We start from the raw sequence: 17,338 nt of genomic DNA on the forward strand, positions 1-17,338 counted from the left end.
CCCGCCACCAGCGCACCCAGGTCGAGGGTGTAGAGCTGCTTGTCCTTCAGCGTCTCGGGCACCTCGCCCTTGACGATCTTCTGGGACAGGCCCTCGACCACGGCGGTCTTGCCGACGCCGGGCTCACCCACCAGGACGGGGTTGTTCTTGGTGCGGCGGGACAACACCTGCATGACCCGCTCGATCTCCTTCTCGCGCCCGATGACCGGGTCGAGCTTGCCCTCGCGAGCGGCCTGCGTGAGGTTGCGGCCGAACTGGTCGAGAACAAGTGACGTGGACGGAGCCGCCTCCTGGGGGCCTCCCGCCGCCGCCGGCTCCTTGCCCTGGTAGCCGTGCAGCAACTGGATGACCTGCTGCCGGACCCGGTTCAGGTCGGCGCCCAGCTTCACCAGAACCTGAGCGGCGACACCCTCGCCCTCACGGATCAGGCCCAGCAGGATGTGCTCGGTCCCGATGTAGTTGTGACCGAGCTGCAACGCCTCACGCAACGACAGCTCAAGGACCTTCTTGGCGCGCGGCGTGAAGGGAATGTGGCCCGACGGGGCGGACTGGCCCTGGCCGATGATCTCCTCGACCTGCTGGCGCACCCCCTCAAGGCTGATCCCCAGGCTCTCGAGAGCCTTGGCCGCCACACCTTCACCCTCATGGATCAGACCAAGAAGAATGTGCTCCGTACCGATGTAGTTGTGGTTGAGCATCCGGGCCTCTTCTTGGGCCAGGACGACCACCCGCCGCGCACGGTCGGTGAACCTCTCGAACATTCGTCGCTCCTCACGAGCGGTCGGGCGGACCGGGAGTTCCGGCTCCGTCGTTCCGCATGCCAGCCCCGGCACGGAGAACAGTCAAGTCTATTGGAGTAGGCGTTCCCCGGGCGCAGGGCGTTCACCCTCCATCCAACTACTGCCGGAGGGTGCGGTGTTCCCGATACGCCGCAAGCGAACGACGTTTATGTGGGCACAAAACACGATCGTGCGATCATCCCGATGGCCGTGACATCCCTTCGACTTCGGGACCCCCGGCGACCGGTATAACCGCACGATCGCTTCGCAGCACTTAGTGAGCCGCTTCGTAGGCCTCCACGATCGAGGCGGCAATGCGACCGCGCTCGCTCACGGGGTGGTTGTTCGCCTTGGCCCAGGCGCGGATCTCCGCGCTCTTCTCGCGGGTCATCGCGCGCTGCGAGCTACCGCCGCCACGACGACGGCCACGTGAAGGAGTCGATTCCGCACGACGGGCACCGTTGACGAAAGGCAGGACCGCTTCGCGGAGCTTCTTGGCGTTCGAGTCGCTGAGGTCAATCTCATATGACGTGCCGTCAAGCGCGAAGGTGACAGTCTCATTGGCCTCGCCGCCATCGAGATCGTCGATGAGAATCACCTGCGTGTGCTTGGCCATCCGGCAATCCTTTCGCAGAGCAAAGTTTGATTCGTCAGCCAAACATATACCCGGTTTCCGCCGCTGACAATTCACGATTGCCAGGAGGCGTTCAGGTTCAGGCGTTGTCGGAAGACTTCTCGTCCGGTTCGCGCCTTCCTCGGAGCCCGGCGGCATCAGAACGCAGCAACTTTACGACGCCGTAGACGACGGCGGCACCGACTACGAGAGGTGGTATGAGGGCGGACAATACCTCTGACATTCGACCTCACTCCTTCCCTGGGAAATCGCCGGGAACCCCTATGAAATCGGGGCTTTCGTGTCAGAAGGTCCACGGAGACGTCCCTGACGATAGCGGAGTCCGTGACCGGTGGGTCGCGCGGGGTGGTCAGGCCGCTTACCCGATGCTTATGAATCGTACCGATGAAAAGCGAGAGGGGCGGTCGCCGAGCGACCGCCCCTCTGTTTGGAACGCTTCCGCGGGCCTCAGAGCTTGACCACCACAGTTCCGGCGACCTTGTCGTGAATCGCCTGCTGCAGGGGCTTGTCCCACAGCGGCCACAGCACGTTGACCAGGCTGAAGACGCCGCCGATGAAGCTCAGGATCGTGTTGAACGCCAGGAGCTGCGGGCCCCACATGACGCCGATGCGCTTGATGGAGCTTTCGGCGTCGATGCCGCCCATGGCGGGCTGGCCGAGCTTAACGATCCGGATCTTCATAACCTTCTTGCCGATTGTCTGACCGTCGCGCGAGATCTGGAAGAACTCGTAGGCGGCGTACAGCAGGAAGGAGACCACGGCCTGGATCAGAAGGCCGACGAACGAGACCGTCGGGAGCTCGATCGTAAGGCCGCCGATCTCGCTGGTCGTCGTCGTGGTGAACGCGCTGGAGATCAGGCCGCCGATAAGCAGGTTGACCACGACGCCCAGGATTAGGCCGTCGATGATGCGGGCGACCAAACGCTGCCACCACTCGGCGAGAGGCGCCGGAACTCCGGGAGGAAGAGGTGCGCCCTGCGGTGTGCCATAAGAGGGGGCGGCGCCATAACCCTGCGGGGCGCCATATCCCTGGGGAGCCTGGGGCGCACCATATCCACCCTGGGGTGGGTAACCACCCTGAGGGGGGTATCCGCCACCCTGCTGCGGAGGCGGGTAACCACCCTGGGGCGGGTAACCCTGGGGCGGCGGGTAACCGCCTTGCTGCGGCGGCGGGACGGAACCATATGGGTTCTGACCGGGGGGCGGTTCCGGGTGCATTGGTTACCTCTCGTCACTTCTATGTGGGGACATGAGTGTTCATGGTCTCAAGGCACGCTAGCACCAACCGCTTACCGCTTTAGGAAGTTATTTCGGATACAACGGACCGAACACGCTGTGTACATGAAACGGGGTCGATGGCGCGATCCATCGACCCCGGGCACGGTTAGTTCTGTGCGCTATGTCACTACTTGACCTTGACGACGATCGTATTCGCCACCTTGTCGTGAAGCGCCTGCTGCAGGGGCTTGTCCCAGAGCAGCCACAGAACGTTCAGGAGCGAGAACAGGCCCGCCACGGCGTTGATGATGGAGCCCACCACGGGAACAATCGCCAACGCGCGGATGAACTGCGGGCCGTACATGACGGCGGCTCGCTTGCCGGCGGTCTCGACGGAAAGTCCCGGCGTCGACAGGTCGCCGCCCACCGGAATGACACGGATTCCCATCACGATCTTTCCGAGGGTCTGGCCGCGCGACTTCAGCATGAAGAACTCGTACGCGAACCAGGCCGTGGCGCTCACGAGCGTGATGAGGATGGTCGCGAGGGTGAACCCGCCGGGCTCGATCGACGTCAGGTCGTCGGGGTTGAACGACGGCTGCGTGACCACCAGGGCGGTGATCGCGAACGACAACACGAAGAACACGACGCCGATGATGAGGCCGTCGACGATGCGGGCCACGAGCCGCTGCCACCAGTCGGCGAGCGGGGCCGGCACGCCCGGGGGCAGGGCCTGGGCCGGGTAGCCGGGGTTGTAGGCGGGGGCGGAGTACTGCTGCTGGCCGTAGGTGCCCTGGGGCTGGCCGGGGTAGCCGGGCTGCTGCTGGTAGGACGGGGCCTGCTGCTGGCCGTAGCCCTGCTGAGGCTGCTGACCGTAACCGGGCTGCTGTCCGTAACCAGGCTGCTGCCCGTAGCCCTGCTGCTGGCCGTAGCCCTGCTGAGGCTGCTGACCGTAGCCGGGCTGCTGCTGGCCGTAACCCGACTGCTGGCCGTAGCCCTGCTGGGGCTGCTGGCCATGGCCGGGCTGCTGCTGCCCATAACCGGGTTGCTGACCATAACCAGGCTGCTGGTCGTAGCCGGGCTGCTGCCCGTAACCAGGCTGCTGGCCGTAACCCTGCTGCTGCCCGTAGCCCTGCTGAGGCTGCTGGCCGTAACCCTGCTGTTGCCCGTAATCCTGCTGGGGCTGCTGTCCATAACCGGGCTGCTGCTGGCCGTAGCCCTGCTGGGGGTAGCCCTGCTGGCCGTATCCCTGCTGGCCCTGCTGGCCCTGCTGGGCGTAGGGCTGCTGGCCGTAGACGGGCTGCTGGCCGGTCCCCCCGGTGGGGTTGCGGCTCACGATCGTCATGTCCGGGTCATAGTCCTGCGCGGGCTTGTCCTGGCCTTGCTGCCCTTCACGGTCGTCCGGGCGGTATGGCGGCTGGGCGCTCACCGTGTCACCTCACTTCGAGTACGCATGCGGTACACGTGAGACACGCACGCTTGACATAGCCAAAAGTATCGATAGCCGGATCTACAGTCACCTTCCCGGCCCGTTATGACCACGGTCAAGCACGCGGTTCCAAGTGCAGGATCATGCGTGTATTGCCCAAAGTGTTGGGTTTCACATGTTCAAGATCAAGGAATTCCGCGACACCCTCGTCGTAGGAGGCGAGCAGTTCGGCGTACACCTCGGGGGAGACGGGGGTGCCGTTGATCTCGCGGAAGCCGTGGCGTTCGAAGAACGGGACCTCGAAGGTGAGGCAGAAGACGCGCCGCACCCCGAGTTCGCGCGCGGTGGCGATGAGGGCCCCGACGATCTCGTGGCCGATGCCCATTCCACGGCAGGCCGGATCGACCGCGACGGTCCGGATCTCGGCCAGGTCCTCCCACAAGACGTGGAGCGCGCCGCAGCCCACGACCGCGCCGTCGAGCTCGGCCACCCAGAATTCCTGGACGTCCTCATAGAGGGTGACGGTGCTCTTCATGAGCAACCGGGGACCCGACCCGGAGTAGGAGTCGACGAACCGGCGGATCGCCCGGACGTCGGGGGTACGCGCGCGGCGGACCTTGACCATGCAAGGACCTTAACGGCCCAGCACAAATCGACGAAGCCTACGGTCACAGATGGCGACCGAAACCCCCCTGGCCACCTCGGTTACCCTGGTCTCTTGCGTGATCTGTCCGTGATTGTTCGGTTGTCGAACCTAGACAGAAATCGCAGTTCCGGTTGAGCACGAACATGACGTGCACTAATGTCCAGGCGGCCGAGTCCTCCGCCTGAGGCGGGGGAGCCGGGGACCCACCGGGACCGCCTCCGCGCGGTCCGATGGGGTGAATCCGCAAGGTAGGGCTGCTTCCGTCCGAACCCGTCAGCTAACCCGGCAGGCCCTCTGGAAGGAGCATGGTTGTTTCGTCGAACCGTCCGCAGGGTCGTGTTCGTGGGCTCGGCGCTGGCCCTCATCACCATCTGCGCTCCGGTGGTCTCCGCCACCGCCGACCCCGAGCCCACGCTGAAAGAGCTCACCGCCGAGGTCGAGAAGCTGCACGAGGAGATCGAGTCGCTCACCGAGCAGTACAACGGTGAGCGCATCAGGCTCGACGAGGCCAAGCGCTCGGCCGCGACGGCCAAGAAGACGCTCGACACGAGCGAGGCCGACCTGGAGGCCCGTCGCAAGCGCGCGATGGTGTTCGCCACCAACGCCTACATGACCGGTGGCGCCAGCGGGATCGCGTTGATGAACGCCCCCAACCCCGACGCCTACATGGACGTCGCCTCCACGACCTACGCGCTGCAGTTGCAGAGCGGCGAGGAGGTCGTCCAGCTCACCAAGGCGCGCAAGGCCGCCGAGCGGGCGCGCGTCAGCGCCAAGGCCCGCCAGGACGAGGTGAGCAAGCTCATCAAGAGCCTCGACAAACGCGAGAACACGATCCGCGGCCTGATCAAGAAGACGGAGAGCCGGCTGTACGCCCAGGTCGCCGGCCAGGTGTCGGTGGCGAAGCGGCTCAGCCTGCCGGTCGTCGGCGACGGCAAGGCCGCCCAGGCGACCAGATGGGCGCTCACCCAGCAGCTCAAGCCCTACGTGTGGGGCGCCGAAGGACCCAACTCCTACGACTGCTCGGGCCTCATCATGGCGGCCTACGCCACGGTCGGCATCAGCATCCCCCACTACACCGGCAGCCAGTGGACGGCGGGCACGCACGTCTCACGGGACGACCTGCGGCCGGGTGACCTGGTGTTCTTCTACAACGACCTGCACCACGTGGGCCTCTATATCGGAGGGGGCTACATGGTCCACGCTCCCCGCACGGGTGACGTCGTGCGGGTCGCGGCGATCGGCAACAGGCCGTTCGCGGGCGCCGTGCGGATCGCCGACTAGATCAAACGCCGTCGGGCCGCCCATGCGACGGCCTCGATGGCGGTGGCGACGCCGATGCGGTCGCAGATGCCGCGCAGCCGACGACGCACCGTCCGGCCGCTGACATCAAGGCTCCGCCCGACACGGTCGACGGTCACGCCCTTGGCCAGTTCGGCCAGCAGCAGCAACTCGTCGTCGGTCAGGCCGACGCGCTCGGTCTCGGAAACTGACATCGTGAGCCCCTCTCCCACGACGGATGATTCTCGCCACCCCTCAGGGAAGGTAAACGTCGGGGAGAAAGGACGTCAAGCAGGGGTATTGACTTGCTCAGGCGTATGTGAACGCCTAGTAACATGAGGCCCCCACGTGCTGTGGGGGCCTCACCTGCTGCTAAACGGGAATTCAATGGCTGGGGCGTACCAGCGGGAACAGAATTGTTTCGCGAATGTTTTTTCCTGTGAAGGCCATGATCATGCGGTCGATGCCCGCTCCCATACCGCCTGTCGGGGGCATCGCGTACTCCAGGGCCTGCAGAAAGTCCTCGTCGAGCTGCATCGCCTCGGCGTCGCCGCCGGCCGCGAGGATCGACTGCTCGGTGAGGCGGCGGCGCTGCTCGATCGGGTCGACCAGCTCCGAGTAGGCGGTGCCGAGCTCGGTGCCGAAGCCGATCAGGTCCCACTTCTCGGTCAGCAGCGGATTCTCTCGGTGCTGACGGGTCAGCGGCGAGGTCTCCAGCGGATAGTCCATCACGAACGTGGGCTGGATGAGGGTGTGCTCGACGAGCGCCTCGAAGATCTCCTGCACGAGCTTGCCCTGGCCCCATTTCGGGTCCCAGTGGATCTCGCGCCGGTCGGCCAGCTTCCGCACGGCCTCCAGCGGCGTCTCGGTGGTGATCTCCTCACCGAGGGCCTTGGAGACCGAGCCGTAGAGGGTGATGCGCGGCCACTCGGCCAGGCCGAGGTCGATCTCCTGGTCGCCGTGGCGGACGACGCTGGTGCCGAGCGCGGCCACGACGGCCTTCTGGTACATGCGCTGGGTCAGGTCGGCCATGTCGTTGTAGTCGAGGTAGGTGCCGTAGGCCTCGAGCATGGTGAACTCGGGGTTGTGGGTGGAGTCGGCGCCCTCGTTGCGGAAGTTGCGGTTCATCTCGAAGACCTTCTCGATGCCGCCGACGACCAGCCGCTTGAGGTAGAGCTCGATCGCGATGCGAAGGTAGAGCTCCATGCCGTAGGCGTTGATGTGGGTCTTGAACGGCCGGGCCGCCGCGCCGCCGTGGATCGGCTGGAGCATCGGCGTCTCGACCTCGAGGTAGCCCTCTTCGTGCCAGAAGTCACGGACCGCGCGCACGGTGGCGCTGCGGATGTGGGCCATCTTGCGGGCCTCGTCGTTGACGATGAGGTCGACGTAGCGCAGCCGGACGCGGGCCTCGGGGTCGCTGAGCCCGGCGTGCTTCTCGGGCAGCGGGCGCAGGCACTTGGCGGTGATCGCCCACGAGTCGGCCATGATCGACAACTCGCCGCGCTTGGAGGTGATGACCTCGCCGGTGATGCCGACGTGGTCGCCCAGGTCGACGTCGCGCTTCCAGGCCGCCAGCGACTCTTCGCCGAGCCGGTCGAGCGACAACATGATCTGGAGGTCGCCGGAGCCGTCGCGGATGGTCGCGAAGCAGAGCTTGCCGCCGATCCGGGAGAGCATCACGCGACCGGCCACGCCGACGGTCTCGCCGGTCGCGGCGCCCGCCTCAAGGCCGGCGTGTTTCGCGCGGACCTCCGCGTTGGTCGCGGTCCGCGGGTAGTTCACCGGATAGGGGTCGACGCCTTCGGAGATCAGACGGTCCAGCTTTTCGCGGCGGACGCGCATCTGCTCCGGAAGCTCGTTCAGCTCTTCGCTCACGGCACTACAGATTAGCGGCGTTTAGGCGGTGTTTCGGGCGTAGACCAGCCGCAGGCCGATGAGGGTGAGCCAGGGTTCGTGTACGTCGATCGTCCGCGCCTCGCTGACCACCAGGGGCGCCCCGGGGCCGGTCGCGACGACGGTCACCTCGTCGGGGTCGGCGGCGAGCTCGGCCGTCATGCGGTCGACGATGCCGTCGACCAGGCCGGCGAAGCCGTAGATGATGCCCGACTGGAGGGCTTCGACGGTGTTCTTGGCGATCACCGAGCGGGGCCGGATGAGCTCGACCTTGTGGAGCTGGGCGCCCGCCTCGGCCAGCGCGTCGACGCTGATCTCCAGCCCGGGGGCGGTCACCGCGCCGACGTACTCGCCCCTCGCCGAGACGGCGTCGAACGAGGTCGCGGTGCCGAAGTCGACGACCACGCAGGGGCCGCCGAACAGGCTGATGGCGGCCAGCGCGTTGACGATGCGGTCGCTGCCGACCTCTTTCGGGTTGTCCATCCGCACGGGCACCCCCGTGCGGACGCCGGGCTCCACGACCACCGAGGTCACGTCGCCGTAGTAGCGGCGGGACATCTCGCGCATCTCGTTGAGGACCGAGGGCACGGTCGAGCAGATGGAGATGCCCGAGATGTCGGTGTTCTTGAGGATGGCCGACTGGGCCAGCAACCCCTGGAGGATCACCGCGAGTTCGTCGGCCGTCCGGCGGGCGTCGGTGGCGATGCGCCAGTGCTCGATGACCTCTTCACCTTCGAACAGGCCAAGCACCGTGTGGGTGTTGCTGACGTCGATGGTGAGGAGCATGCCCCGATTATGCACCACGAAGATCTAGTGCAATATCGAGCGCGGGGGACGAATGGGTCAGGGCTCCGACGGCCAGGAAGTCGACCCCGGTCTCGGCCACCGCCCGCGCGGTGTCGAGGGTGAGGCCGCCGCTCGACTCCAGCCGGGCCCGCCCGGCGACCAGCTCCACGGCCTCCTTGAGCTGCGGCACGGTGAAGTTGTCGAGCAGGATCTCCTCGGCGCCCTCGGCCAGCACCGGCTCGATCTGGTCGATGCGGTCGACCTCGACCTCGATCAGGATGTCGGGGTAGGCCTTGCGCACCGCGCGGAACGCCTCGGCGACGCCGCCGGCGGCCACCACGTGGTTGTCCTTGATCAGGGCGGCGTCGTAGAGGCCGATGCGGTGGTTGACGCCGCCGCCGCAACGGACGGCGTACTTCTCCAGGGAGCGCAGGCCCGGGTGGGTCTTGCGGGTGTCTCTGACCCGGGCGCCGGTGCCCTCGATCGCCTTCACCCACTGGGCGGTGGCGGTGGCGATGCCCGACAGGTGGGTGAGCAGGTTCAGCGCGGTGCGCTCGACCGTGAGGAGCTCCCTGGTCTCGCCCTTGACGGTCATCAGCACGTCGCCGTAGCAGACCTTGTCGCCGTCCTTGGCCCGGAGCTCGACCTCCAGGCCCGCGTCCCGGAACGCGGCGGCGGCGACCGGCAGGCCGGCCACCACGCCGGAGCGGCGGGCCACGATGTCGCCGACGGCCTTCTGACCGGCCGGGATCGTGGCGGCCGAGGTGACGTCCTCGCCGGTCGCCAGATCCTCGCGGAAGGCGGTCTCGATCAGGGTGTGGATCTCGGCCGGGTCGAGCCCGGCGGCCAGCAGGTCGGCGTCGGCGCTGACGTGCGGTACGTGCTCCATGACCAGTTCGCCCTTCTCGGTGAGCGTGATGTCGAGGTGGCCGAGCCACGTGTCGTCACGGCGGTCGGGGAAGTCCTCCCGCCAGTGGGAGCCCCGCGTCTCCTGCCGTGCCGAGGCGGCCCGCGTCAGGGCGGTGGCCACGGTGTGCAGGTTGGTCGCCTCCCACGCCTCCAGACAGGGCTCGACGGCGATCGGGGTCCACTGCGCGTCGCGCAGCGCCTTGGCGACTCCGGAGAGGCTCTCCACGCTGCGCAGTACCCCGGCGCCCCGGCTCATGAACGCCTGGACGCGGCCGCGCGTGCGCGGGTCGACGAGTCCGCTCCGTCCGTCGAAGACGTCCGGGCCCGGCGCCGCACGGGGTGTGATCAGATCCGAGGCGATGCGTTCGGCGTACACGAGCCCTTCGAGCAGGGAGTTGGACGCCAGGCGGTTCGCCCCGTGCACCCCCGTGCACGCCGTCTCACCGCACGCGTAGAGGCCGGGGACGCTGGTCCGCCCGAACAGGTCGGTCCGCACGCCGCCGCTGGCGTAGTGGGCGGCCGGGGCGACCGGGATCGGCTCGGTCACCGGGTCGATGCCGTGCTCCCGGCAGACCGCGAGGATCGTGGGGAACCGGGCCTGCCACTTCTCCTCGCCGAAGCTGCGCGCGTCGAGGTAGACGTGGTCGTCGCCGGTCTCGGCCATCCGCCGCATGATCGCCTTGGCCACGACGTCGCGGGGGGCGAGGTCGGCCAGTTCGTGCACGCCGACCATGAAGCGTTCGCCGGCGGAGTCGACCAGCACCGCGCCCTCGCCCCTGACCGCCTCGCTGACCAGCGGCTGCTGGCCGGTCGACTCGTGGCCGAGCCACAGGACCGTCGGGTGGAACTGGACGAACTCCAAGTCGCGGACCACCGCCCCGGCGCGCAGCGCCAGCGCCACCCCGTCGCCGGTGGAGACCAGGGGGTTGGTCGTGGAGGCGTACACCTGGCCCATGCCGCCGCTCGCCAGGACCACCGCGCCCGCCCTGACCGCGCCCACGCCGTCGCGGGCGCCCTCGCCCATGACGTGGAGGGTGATGCCGCAGGCCCGGCCCTGGGCGTCGGTGAGCAGGTCGAGGACCAGCGCGTGTTCGATGATCTCGATGCGCGGTTCCTGGGCGGCCGCCTCGACGAGGGCCCGCTGGACCTCGGCGCCGGTGGCGTCGCCGCCCGCGTGCACGATCCGGTTGCGGCGGTGGCCGCCCTCGCGGGTGAGCTGGAGCTCGCCGCGGTCGTCGCGGTCGAAGCGGGCGCCGTGCTCCATCAGGCGCTTGAGCGCGTCGGGGCCCTCGGTGACCAGGACCCGCACCGCCTCCTCGTCGCAGAGCCCGGCCCCGGCCAGCAGGGTGTCGCTCAGGTGCTCGTCAGGGGTGTCGCCGGGGGCGAGCACGGCGGCGATGCCGCCCTGGGCCCACTGGGTCGATCCGGCCGACAGGACGTCTTTGGTGACGACGAGCACGCGACCGGCCGGGGAGAGCTCGGTGTAGCGCAGCGCCACGGTCAGGCCCGCGATCCCGGAGCCGACCACGACCACGTCGGCGGACGTCGTCCAGCCGGGAGGTGGCGCGGTCAGCCTGCGGGGGAGGGTGGTGTCGGTCATCGCGAGCCCCTTTCGTCAATATGACGATAACGCCCGCGACGAAAGGGCTCATCCCCGGGTGGTCACTTCGTCGCCCCTTTGGAGACCGGGAAGCAACGTTTCGGCCAAATCAGCGCCCAGGTCCACGATGCGGTTGTCGCGGTCGACATGGACGACCTTGGGGGTGAACACCCGCGCCTCGGCATCGGTGAGCTGCCCGTACGCGATGATGATCACCAGGTCGCCCGGCGAGACCAGGCGGGCCGCGGCCCCGTTGACACCGATGATTCCGGAGCCCCGGGGGCCCGGAATGGTGTACGTCACAAGCCGCGCCCCGTTGTCGATGTCGACGACGTGGACCTGCTCGCCGGCCAGCAGGCCGGCCGCGTCCAGCAGGTCTTCGTCGACCGTCAGGGACCCCACGTAGTGGAGGTCGGCCTGGGTCACCGTGGCCCGGTGGATCTTGGCCGTGAGCATGGTCCTGAGCATCGCGGTCCCTTCACAGACTCAGTACGACGTTGTCGATCAGGCGGGTCGTCCCGACCTTGGCCGCCACCGCGAGGATCGCCTCCCCCCGGTGGCCCGCGGGGACCTCGTCGAACGTGGCGGGGTCGGCCAGCGTCAGGTAGTCGAGCAGCAGCGGGGGCTTGAGCCGGGCGGCCTCTTCGAGCACCGCCTTCGCGGCCTCCTTGGCCCTGTGGGGGTTGGCCGCCCCCGCCCTGAGGGCCCTGGACAGGTGGAGCGCGGTGGCCCGGTCGTCGGCCGACAGGTAGCGGTTGCGGCTCGACAGGGCCAGGCCGTCGGGTTCGCGCACGGTCGGGCCCGCGACGATCGTCACCGGCACGTCGAGGTCGGCGACCATCCGCCGGATCAGGGCGAGCTGCTGCGCGTCCTTCTGGCCGAACACGGCCACGTCGGGCCGGGTCAGGTTGAACAGCTTCAGCACCACCGTAAGCACTCCGTCGAAGTGCCCCGGCCGGAACGCGCCCTCGGCGACCGTCCCCATCGCCCCCGCCGACACCGAGACCTGCCGGTCGGGCAGGTACATGTCCTCGACGGCGGGCGCGAACACGACGCTCACGCCCTCTTCGCCGCAGACCTCCAGGTCGTGGTCGAAGGTGCGGGGATAACGCCCGAAGTCCTCGCCCGGCCCGAACTGGAGCGGGTTGACGAAGACGCTGACGATCACGTGGTCGGCCTGCTCGTGGGCCAGCCGGATCAGCGACCGGTGCCCGTCGTGCAGCGCGCCCATCGTGGGCACCAGCGCGTAGGAGCCGGGCCGTCGCGCGCCCGCGAGCTCGGCGTGGTTCCCGGCGACCGTCAGGTCCATATGTTGCCTCCCAGCGCGTCGAGGAGCCGTTCGGCCGCTTCGGGCTTCAGCAGGCCCGCGGCCAGCGCGCGGTCGGCGGTCAGCCGGGCCAGCGCGATGTAGGCGTCGGCCGCTTCGGGCGCCGCCAGGATCAGGGCGTCGACGTGTTTGCGCACCGTCTCGGCGTCTCCGCGGACGACCGGCCCGGTCAGCCCGGTGATGCCCAGCCGCAGCACGTTGTCGAGCGCGGCGCCGAGCAGCGGCCCCAGCATCCGGCCGGGGTGCTCGACCCCGATGCGCGACAGCAGGTCCTGCGACTCGGCGATCAGGGTGACCATGTGGTTGGCCGCGCCCGCGACGGCCGCGTGGTAGAGCGGGCGGTCGCGGTCGTTGATCCAGACCGGCTCGCCGCCCATCTCGATCACCAGCGCCTCGGCCACCGGCCGTAGCTGATCGGGCGCGGTCACCCCGAAGGTGCAGCCGTTCAGCCGGCCGAAGTCGTCGCCGCGCCCGGTGAAGGTCATCACGGGGTGGAGCGCCAGCGGCAGCGCGCCCACGTCGGTCGCGGGCTGCAGCACGCCCAGGCCGTAGGCCCCGCTGGCGTGCATCAGCAGCTTGCCCCGCAGGTCGGCGCCGGTGGCCGCGAGCCCCGACACCAGGCCCGGCAGCACGTCGTCGGGCACCGTCAGCAGGATCAGTTCGGCCTTGCGCATGACCTCGTCGGGTCTGCTCAGCTCGACGCCCAGCAGGTCGTCGGCCCGTCGCCGGGACGCGTCGGATACCCCGCTGGCAGCCACCACCCGGTGTCCCGCCTGGGCCAAAGCGGCACCGAGAACGGAACCCACCCGTCCGGCTCCGAGCACCCCCACGCTGAGCCGCGCGGGGCGATCGCTTGTGTCCATGCCGTCCTCCCGACCGCCAGAGTAACGGCGGGGAGTTACTGGAAGCCGTAAGGGTCGGGGGGTCACGGCGATCAAGAGTGTCCACTTCCGGACACCGCTTCCTGGGTAGGGTCGTGCGGATGTGGGTTTCGTGGCGGGAGGCGACCCATCGGGCGCTCTACGGAGACGGCGGGTTCTACCTGAAGGAGCGCCCTTCGGCGCATTTCCGCACGTCCGTCCACGCCTCCCCGATCTTCGCCGAGGCCGTGTCGCGGCTGCTCGACCGGGTCGACGCGCGGCTCGGCCATCCGGCGCGGCTCGACTTCGTCGACATGGGGGCCGGTGACGGGCGTCTGGCGGCGGGGGTGCTGGCGGCGTTCGGCGGCGACCGGCTCCGGGTGACCGCGGTCGAGGTGGCGTCGCGGCCGGCCGGCCTTCCCGCGGAGATCGAGTGGGCCGAGGAGGCCCCCGGGGAGATCACCGGTCTGGTCGTGGCCAACGAGTGGCTCGACAACGTGCCGCTCGACGTGGTCGAGCAGACCCCAGACGGCCCCCGGATCGTCCTGGTCGACCCTGAGACGGGCGCGGAGCGCCTGGGGCCCCCGCTCACCGATCCGGCCGACCTCGCCTGGCTCGCCGCCTGGTGGCCGCTCCCCCGCGTCGGGTCGCGCGCCGAGATCGGGCGTCCGCGCGACGAGGCGTGGGACTCCCTTCTCGCACGCCTGTCGCGAGGCCTGTGCGTCGCCGTCGACTACGCCCACACCGCGGCCGACCGCCCCGACCGGGGCACCCTGACCGGCTACCGAGACGGCCACGCGGTGGCCCCCATACCCGACGGGAGTTGTGACATCACCGCCCACGTCGCCCTCGACGCCTGCGCCCGGGGAGAGGGCCTGCTCACCACCCAGCGCGAGGCCCTGCGCGGCCTGGGCCTGACCGGCGCGCGACCGCCGTTGGAGCTGGCTTCCCGGGACCCGCGCGGCTACCTGCGGGCGCTGGCCCGCGCCTCGGCCGAGGCGGAGCTCATCGATCCCCGGGGGCTGGGAGGTTTCGGCTGGTTAGAACAGGTACGGTAAAGGGTGTGGAGATCGAGCAGACCGCATTGCCAGGAATCGGCCTAAAACACGAGTTCACGACCCACACGGGCCGTCGCATCGGAATCGTGTCGCACCGTTCCGGCAGACGCGATCTGATCATCTACGACCGCGACGATCCTGATCGGGCGTGTGAGAGCGTGCAGCTCACCGACGAGGAGGCCGACGCCCTCGTCGAGCTTCTCGGCGCTCCCCGCATCGTCCAGCGTCTCAACGCCCTTCACCGCGAGGTCGAAGGCCTGGTCAGCGTGCAGATCCCGGTGACCCCGAGCTCGCCCTACGAGGGCCGCACACTCGGAGACGCCCGCATCCGCACCCGCACCGGCGCCTCCGTGGTGGCCGTGGTGCGCGGTGGTCAGGTGCACGCCAGCCCGACGCCCGATTTCGTGTTCCGGGCCGGAGACGTGGTCGTGGTGGTCGGCGACGCCGAGAACACCGGGGCGGTCGCCGACATTCTGGCTGACGGGTAGGACGCGTGCACCACACCGCGATACTTTTCCTTGAGCTCGGCGGGGTCATTCTCGCGCTCGGCATTCTGGGGGCCCTGGCCCTCCGTGTCGGCATCTCGCCGATCCCCCTCTACCTCGTCGCGGGCCTGGCCTTCGGCACGGGCGGCATCCTCCCCCTCGCGACCAGCGAGGAGTTCATCGCCACCGGCGCCGAACTGGGCGTGATCCTCCTGCTGCTCACCCTGGGCCTGGAGTACAACGCCGACGAACTCATGACCAGCCTCAAGAGCAACGCCCCCAGCGGCCTGGTCGACCTGGTCCTCAACGCCGCCCCCGGCGTGATCGCCGCGCTGCTGCTCGGCTGGGGCCCGGTCGCGGCGGTCGCGATGGGCGGCGTCACCTACGCGACGTCGTCGGGCATCACCGCGAAGGTCCTGTCGGACCTGGGCTGGATCGGTAACCGCGAGACGCCCGTCGTGTTGTCGCTGCTGGTGTTCGAAGACCTGACGATGGCGCTCTACCTGCCGATCCTGACGGCCCTGCTGGCCGGGGTGTCGCTGCTGAGCGGCGCGGTCACGGTCGCGATCGCGCTGGCGACCGTGACGGTGGTTCTGGTCGTGGCGCTGAAGTTCGGCGACTGGATCGAGAAGTTCGTCGCCAGCCCCAACTCCGAGGTGCTGCTGCTCAAGGTCATCGGTCTGGCCATGCTGGTCGCCGGTCTCGCCCAGCAGCTCCAGGTCTCGGCGGCGGTCGGCGCGTTCCTCGTCGGCATCGCGCTGTCGGGCGAGCTGGCCCACGACGCCCGAGCACTCCTGATGCCCATCAGAGACCTGTTCGCGGCCGTGTTCTTCGTGTTCTTCGGGCTCCAGACCGACCCCGCGAAGATCGTGCCGGTGCTGTGGCTGGCCGCGATCCTGGCCTTCGTCAGCATGGTCACCAAGCTCGCCACGGGCGCCTTCGCGGCCCGCCGCGCCGGCATCGGCAAGGCCGGACGGGTCCGCGCCGGCATCGCGCTCATCCCCCGGGGCGAGTTCAACATCGTCATCGCCGGCCTGGCCGTGGCGGCGGGCGCCCATCCGGACCTGGGGCCCCTGGCGGCGGCCTACGTGCTGATTCTGGCGGCCTTCGGCCCGCTGGCGGCCCGGTTGACCGCCCCGCTGGTGGCGGCCCTGACCAAGTCCAACCCCACTCCCCACTGAGCCCTCCCGTTGTCCACAGCCTGTGGACAACGGGTGGGCAACTCTCTCAGGCTGTGGAGACCCGCAGTTCCGTGAGGCCGCGGATCACGTAACCGGGTTTCCAGGCCGGTTCCTCGACCAGGTCGATGCCCCGGTCGAGCAACGCCCCGAACGACTCGATCAGCTCGATGCGGGCCAGCGGGGCGCCCAGGCAGAAATGGATGCCCGCCCCGAACGAGATGTGCGGATTGTCGGCACGCCCGGCGTCGAAGCGGTCGGGTTCGGCGAACACCGACGGATCGCGGTTGGCCGAGCCGAACAGCAGCGCCACCTCGCTGCCGCGCGGGATGGGGGTGCCGCCGACCTCGATGTCCTCCAGCACCCACCGCTCGAACATCTGGAGCGGCGTGTCCCAGCGCATCATCTCCTCGACCGCCGTGGGCAGCAACGACCGGTCCTCCCGCAGCCGCGCCAGCTCGCCGGGGTTGCGGAACAGCGACCACCAGCCGTTGCCGGTCACGTTGACCGTCGCCTCGTGCCCGGCGTTGAGCAGCAGCACGCAGGTGCCGATCAGCTCGTCCTCGGTGAGCCCGACCTGGGTCAGCGCGCTGATCAGGTCGTCGCCGGGGTTCTCGGCCCGGACCCGGGACAGGTCGCGCAGGTAGGCCGCGAACTCCTCGGCCGCCCGCGCGGCGGTGTGCTGGGCTTCGAGGGAGGGGTTGAGCTCGTACATGCCGCAGATGTCGGCCGACCACGGCCGCAGGTGGGGGCGGTCCTGCTCGGGCACGCCCAGCATCTCGGCGATCACCGTCACCGGCAGCGGCTCGGCGACCTCGGCGATCAGATCGCCACCGCCCTTGGCGGCCAGCGCGTCGGCCAGTTCGGCGGCCATCACCCTGATCCGGGGCCGCAGCGCCTCGACCATACGCGGCGTGAACGCCTTGGACACCAGCCGCCGCAGCCGGGTGTGGACGGGCGGCTCGACGTCGAGCATGCCCGCCCGCACGACCCGCCAGAACGGCTCCTGGAACTCCGGCTCAGGCTCGTGCCCGAAGACGGAGTGGTCGTCGAGATGGAGGTACGACCGCCCGAGCCGCCGATCGCGCAGCAGGGCGTTGACGTCCTCGTATCGCGGGATCAGATATTGGTCGGTCTTGTCGAAGTAGTGAACCGGCCCGTCGGCGCGAAGATCGGCGTAGACGTCGTAAGGATGGGCCACGAAATCCGGGTTCCAAGGGTCAAACCGCACATTTCACATGCTAAACGGGTCGTGGCA

At 69.0% G+C, this 17,338-nt stretch carries 17 protein-coding genes and 1 riboswitch; of the genes, 4 read left to right on the forward strand and 13 right to left on the reverse strand.

The features are described from left to right. The 5 genes from AW273_RS20390 to AW273_RS20410 form a co-directional block, all read right to left on the reverse strand. A partial coding sequence (locus AW273_RS20390) for a Clp protease N-terminal domain-containing protein (RefSeq protein ID WP_275935594.1) occupies positions 1-761 on the reverse strand: 761 nt, incomplete at its 3' end. 292 nt (positions 762-1,053) lie between these two features. After that, positions 1,054-1,395, reverse strand: a complete 342-nt coding sequence (locus AW273_RS20395) for a histone-like nucleoid-structuring protein Lsr2 (RefSeq protein ID WP_030452969.1) — start codon at positions 1,393-1,395, stop codon at positions 1,054-1,056. A 465-nt stretch (positions 1,396-1,860) separates the two neighbouring features. Further along, the gene (locus AW273_RS39130; protein WP_083949898.1) at positions 1,861-2,631 is read right to left on the reverse strand and encodes an RDD family protein; all 771 of its coding nucleotides are present in this window, start codon (positions 2,629-2,631) and stop codon (positions 1,861-1,863) included. Positions 2,632-2,818: 187 nt separating this feature from the next. Further along, a complete protein-coding gene (locus AW273_RS20405; protein WP_083949916.1) occupies positions 2,819-3,976 on the reverse strand; it encodes an RDD family protein in 1,158 nt (385 codons plus the stop codon). 199 nt (positions 3,977-4,175) lie between these two features. Beyond that, on the reverse strand, positions 4,176-4,685 hold the full coding sequence (locus AW273_RS20410; RefSeq protein ID WP_062336944.1) for an amino-acid N-acetyltransferase: 510 nt from the start codon (positions 4,683-4,685) through the stop codon (positions 4,176-4,178). Positions 4,686-4,862: 177 nt separating this feature from the next. After that, positions 4,863-5,013, forward strand: a riboswitch (cyclic di-AMP (ydaO/yuaA leader). Positions 5,014-5,015: 2 nt separating this feature from the next. Between AW273_RS20410 and AW273_RS39135 the strand changes: the two genes are divergently transcribed. Continuing rightward, on the forward strand, positions 5,016-5,987 hold the full coding sequence (locus AW273_RS39135) for a C40 family peptidase (protein WP_269750254.1): 972 nt from the start codon (positions 5,016-5,018) through the stop codon (positions 5,985-5,987). Here the strand turns inward: AW273_RS39135 and AW273_RS20420 are convergent. From AW273_RS20420 to AW273_RS20450, 7 genes are all read right to left on the reverse strand, one after another. Then, complete coding sequence (locus tag AW273_RS20420; RefSeq protein WP_030452964.1) at positions 5,984-6,199, reverse strand: LuxR C-terminal-related transcriptional regulator; 216 nt, start codon at positions 6,197-6,199, stop codon at positions 5,984-5,986. The two genes, AW273_RS39135 and AW273_RS20420, sit on opposite strands and share 4 nt — an antisense overlap. 169 nt (positions 6,200-6,368) lie before the next feature. Further along, on the reverse strand, positions 6,369-7,826 hold the full coding sequence (gene lysX / locus AW273_RS20425; RefSeq protein ID WP_062350590.1) for a bifunctional lysylphosphatidylglycerol synthetase/lysine--tRNA ligase LysX: 1,458 nt from the start codon (positions 7,824-7,826) through the stop codon (positions 6,369-6,371). 54 nt (positions 7,827-7,880) lie between these two features. Then, on the reverse strand, positions 7,881-8,663 hold the full coding sequence (locus AW273_RS20430; RefSeq protein WP_062336940.1) for a type III pantothenate kinase: 783 nt from the start codon (positions 8,661-8,663) through the stop codon (positions 7,881-7,883). Positions 8,664-8,670: 7 nt separating this feature from the next. After that, on the reverse strand, positions 8,671-11,172 hold the full coding sequence (locus AW273_RS20435; protein WP_062350148.1) for an L-aspartate oxidase: 2,502 nt from the start codon (positions 11,170-11,172) through the stop codon (positions 8,671-8,673). A 48-nt stretch (positions 11,173-11,220) separates the two neighbouring features. Continuing rightward, positions 11,221-11,640, reverse strand: coding sequence for an aspartate 1-decarboxylase (panD, locus tag AW273_RS20440; protein WP_062350150.1), 420 nt, complete (start codon positions 11,638-11,640; stop codon positions 11,221-11,223). Between the two features lie 10 nt (positions 11,641-11,650). Continuing rightward, positions 11,651-12,481, reverse strand: coding sequence for a pantoate--beta-alanine ligase (panC, locus tag AW273_RS20445; protein ID WP_062350152.1), 831 nt, complete (start codon positions 12,479-12,481; stop codon positions 11,651-11,653). Continuing rightward, a complete protein-coding gene (locus tag AW273_RS20450; protein ID WP_062350154.1) occupies positions 12,472-13,362 on the reverse strand; it encodes a Rossmann-like and DUF2520 domain-containing protein in 891 nt (296 codons plus the stop codon). The genes panC and AW273_RS20450 overlap by 10 nt, the downstream gene beginning before the upstream one ends. Positions 13,363-13,481: 119 nt before the next feature. On the opposite strand from AW273_RS20450, the gene AW273_RS20455 reads away from it, so the two are divergent. The 3 genes from AW273_RS20455 to AW273_RS20465 are packed head-to-tail and all read left to right on the forward strand — an operon-like array spanning position 13,482 to position 16,083. Further along, on the forward strand, positions 13,482-14,417 hold the full coding sequence (locus AW273_RS20455) for an SAM-dependent methyltransferase (RefSeq protein WP_062350156.1): 936 nt from the start codon (positions 13,482-13,484) through the stop codon (positions 14,415-14,417). Positions 14,418-14,422: 5 nt separating this feature from the next. Further along, the gene (locus tag AW273_RS20460) at positions 14,423-14,905 is read left to right on the forward strand and encodes a cation:proton antiporter regulatory subunit (RefSeq protein WP_062350158.1); all 483 of its coding nucleotides are present in this window, start codon (positions 14,423-14,425) and stop codon (positions 14,903-14,905) included. A gap of 5 nt (positions 14,906-14,910) precedes the next feature. Then, positions 14,911-16,083 carry a cation:proton antiporter gene (locus AW273_RS20465; protein ID WP_062350160.1) on the forward strand — a complete coding sequence of 391 codons (1,173 nt, stop codon included), beginning with the start codon at positions 14,911-14,913 and terminating at the stop codon, positions 16,081-16,083. Positions 16,084-16,129: 46 nt separating this feature from the next. Here AW273_RS20465 and AW273_RS20470 read toward each other — a convergent pair whose 3' ends face one another. Further along, positions 16,130-17,311 carry a cytochrome P450 gene (locus AW273_RS20470; RefSeq protein ID WP_062350162.1) on the reverse strand — a complete coding sequence of 394 codons (1,182 nt, stop codon included), beginning with the start codon at positions 17,309-17,311 and terminating at the stop codon, positions 16,130-16,132. Positions 17,312-17,338: the final 27 nt, after the last annotated feature.

This window comes from Herbidospora yilanensis, from assembly GCF_001570565.1.
Lineage (GTDB): Bacteria > Actinomycetota > Actinomycetes > Streptosporangiales > Streptosporangiaceae > Herbidospora > Herbidospora yilanensis.

Coding starts and splice junctions, on each gene's coding strand:
- AW273_RS20395 (WP_030452969.1), bottom strand. CDS start 1,395: ATGGCCAAGCACACGCAGGTGATTCTCATCGACGATCTCGATGGCGGC.
- AW273_RS39130 (WP_083949898.1), bottom strand. CDS start 2,631: ATGCACCCGGAACCGCCCCCCGGTCAGAACCCATATGGTTCCGTCCCG.
- AW273_RS20405 (WP_083949916.1), bottom strand. CDS start 3,976: ATGACGATCGTGAGCCGCAACCCCACCGGGGGGACCGGCCAGCAGCCC.
- AW273_RS20410 (WP_062336944.1), bottom strand. CDS start 4,685: ATGGTCAAGGTCCGCCGCGCGCGTACCCCCGACGTCCGGGCGATCCGC.
- AW273_RS20420 (WP_030452964.1), bottom strand. CDS start 6,199: ATGTCAGTTTCCGAGACCGAGCGCGTCGGCCTGACCGACGACGAGTTG.
- lysX (WP_062350590.1), bottom strand. CDS start 7,826: ATGCGCGTCCGCCGCGAAAAGCTGGACCGTCTGATCTCCGAAGGCGTC.
- AW273_RS20430 (WP_062336940.1), bottom strand. CDS start 8,663: ATGCTCCTCACCATCGACGTCAGCAACACCCACACGGTGCTTGGCCTG.
- AW273_RS20435 (WP_062350148.1), bottom strand. CDS start 11,172: ATGACCGACACCACCCTCCCCCGCAGGCTGACCGCGCCACCTCCCGGC.
- panD (WP_062350150.1), bottom strand. CDS start 11,640: ATGCTCAGGACCATGCTCACGGCCAAGATCCACCGGGCCACGGTGACC.
- panC (WP_062350152.1), bottom strand. CDS start 12,481: ATGGACCTGACGGTCGCCGGGAACCACGCCGAGCTCGCGGGCGCGCGA.
- AW273_RS20450 (WP_062350154.1), bottom strand. CDS start 13,362: ATGGACACAAGCGATCGCCCCGCGCGGCTCAGCGTGGGGGTGCTCGGA.
- AW273_RS20455 (WP_062350156.1), top strand. CDS start 13,482: ATGTGGGTTTCGTGGCGGGAGGCGACCCATCGGGCGCTCTACGGAGAC.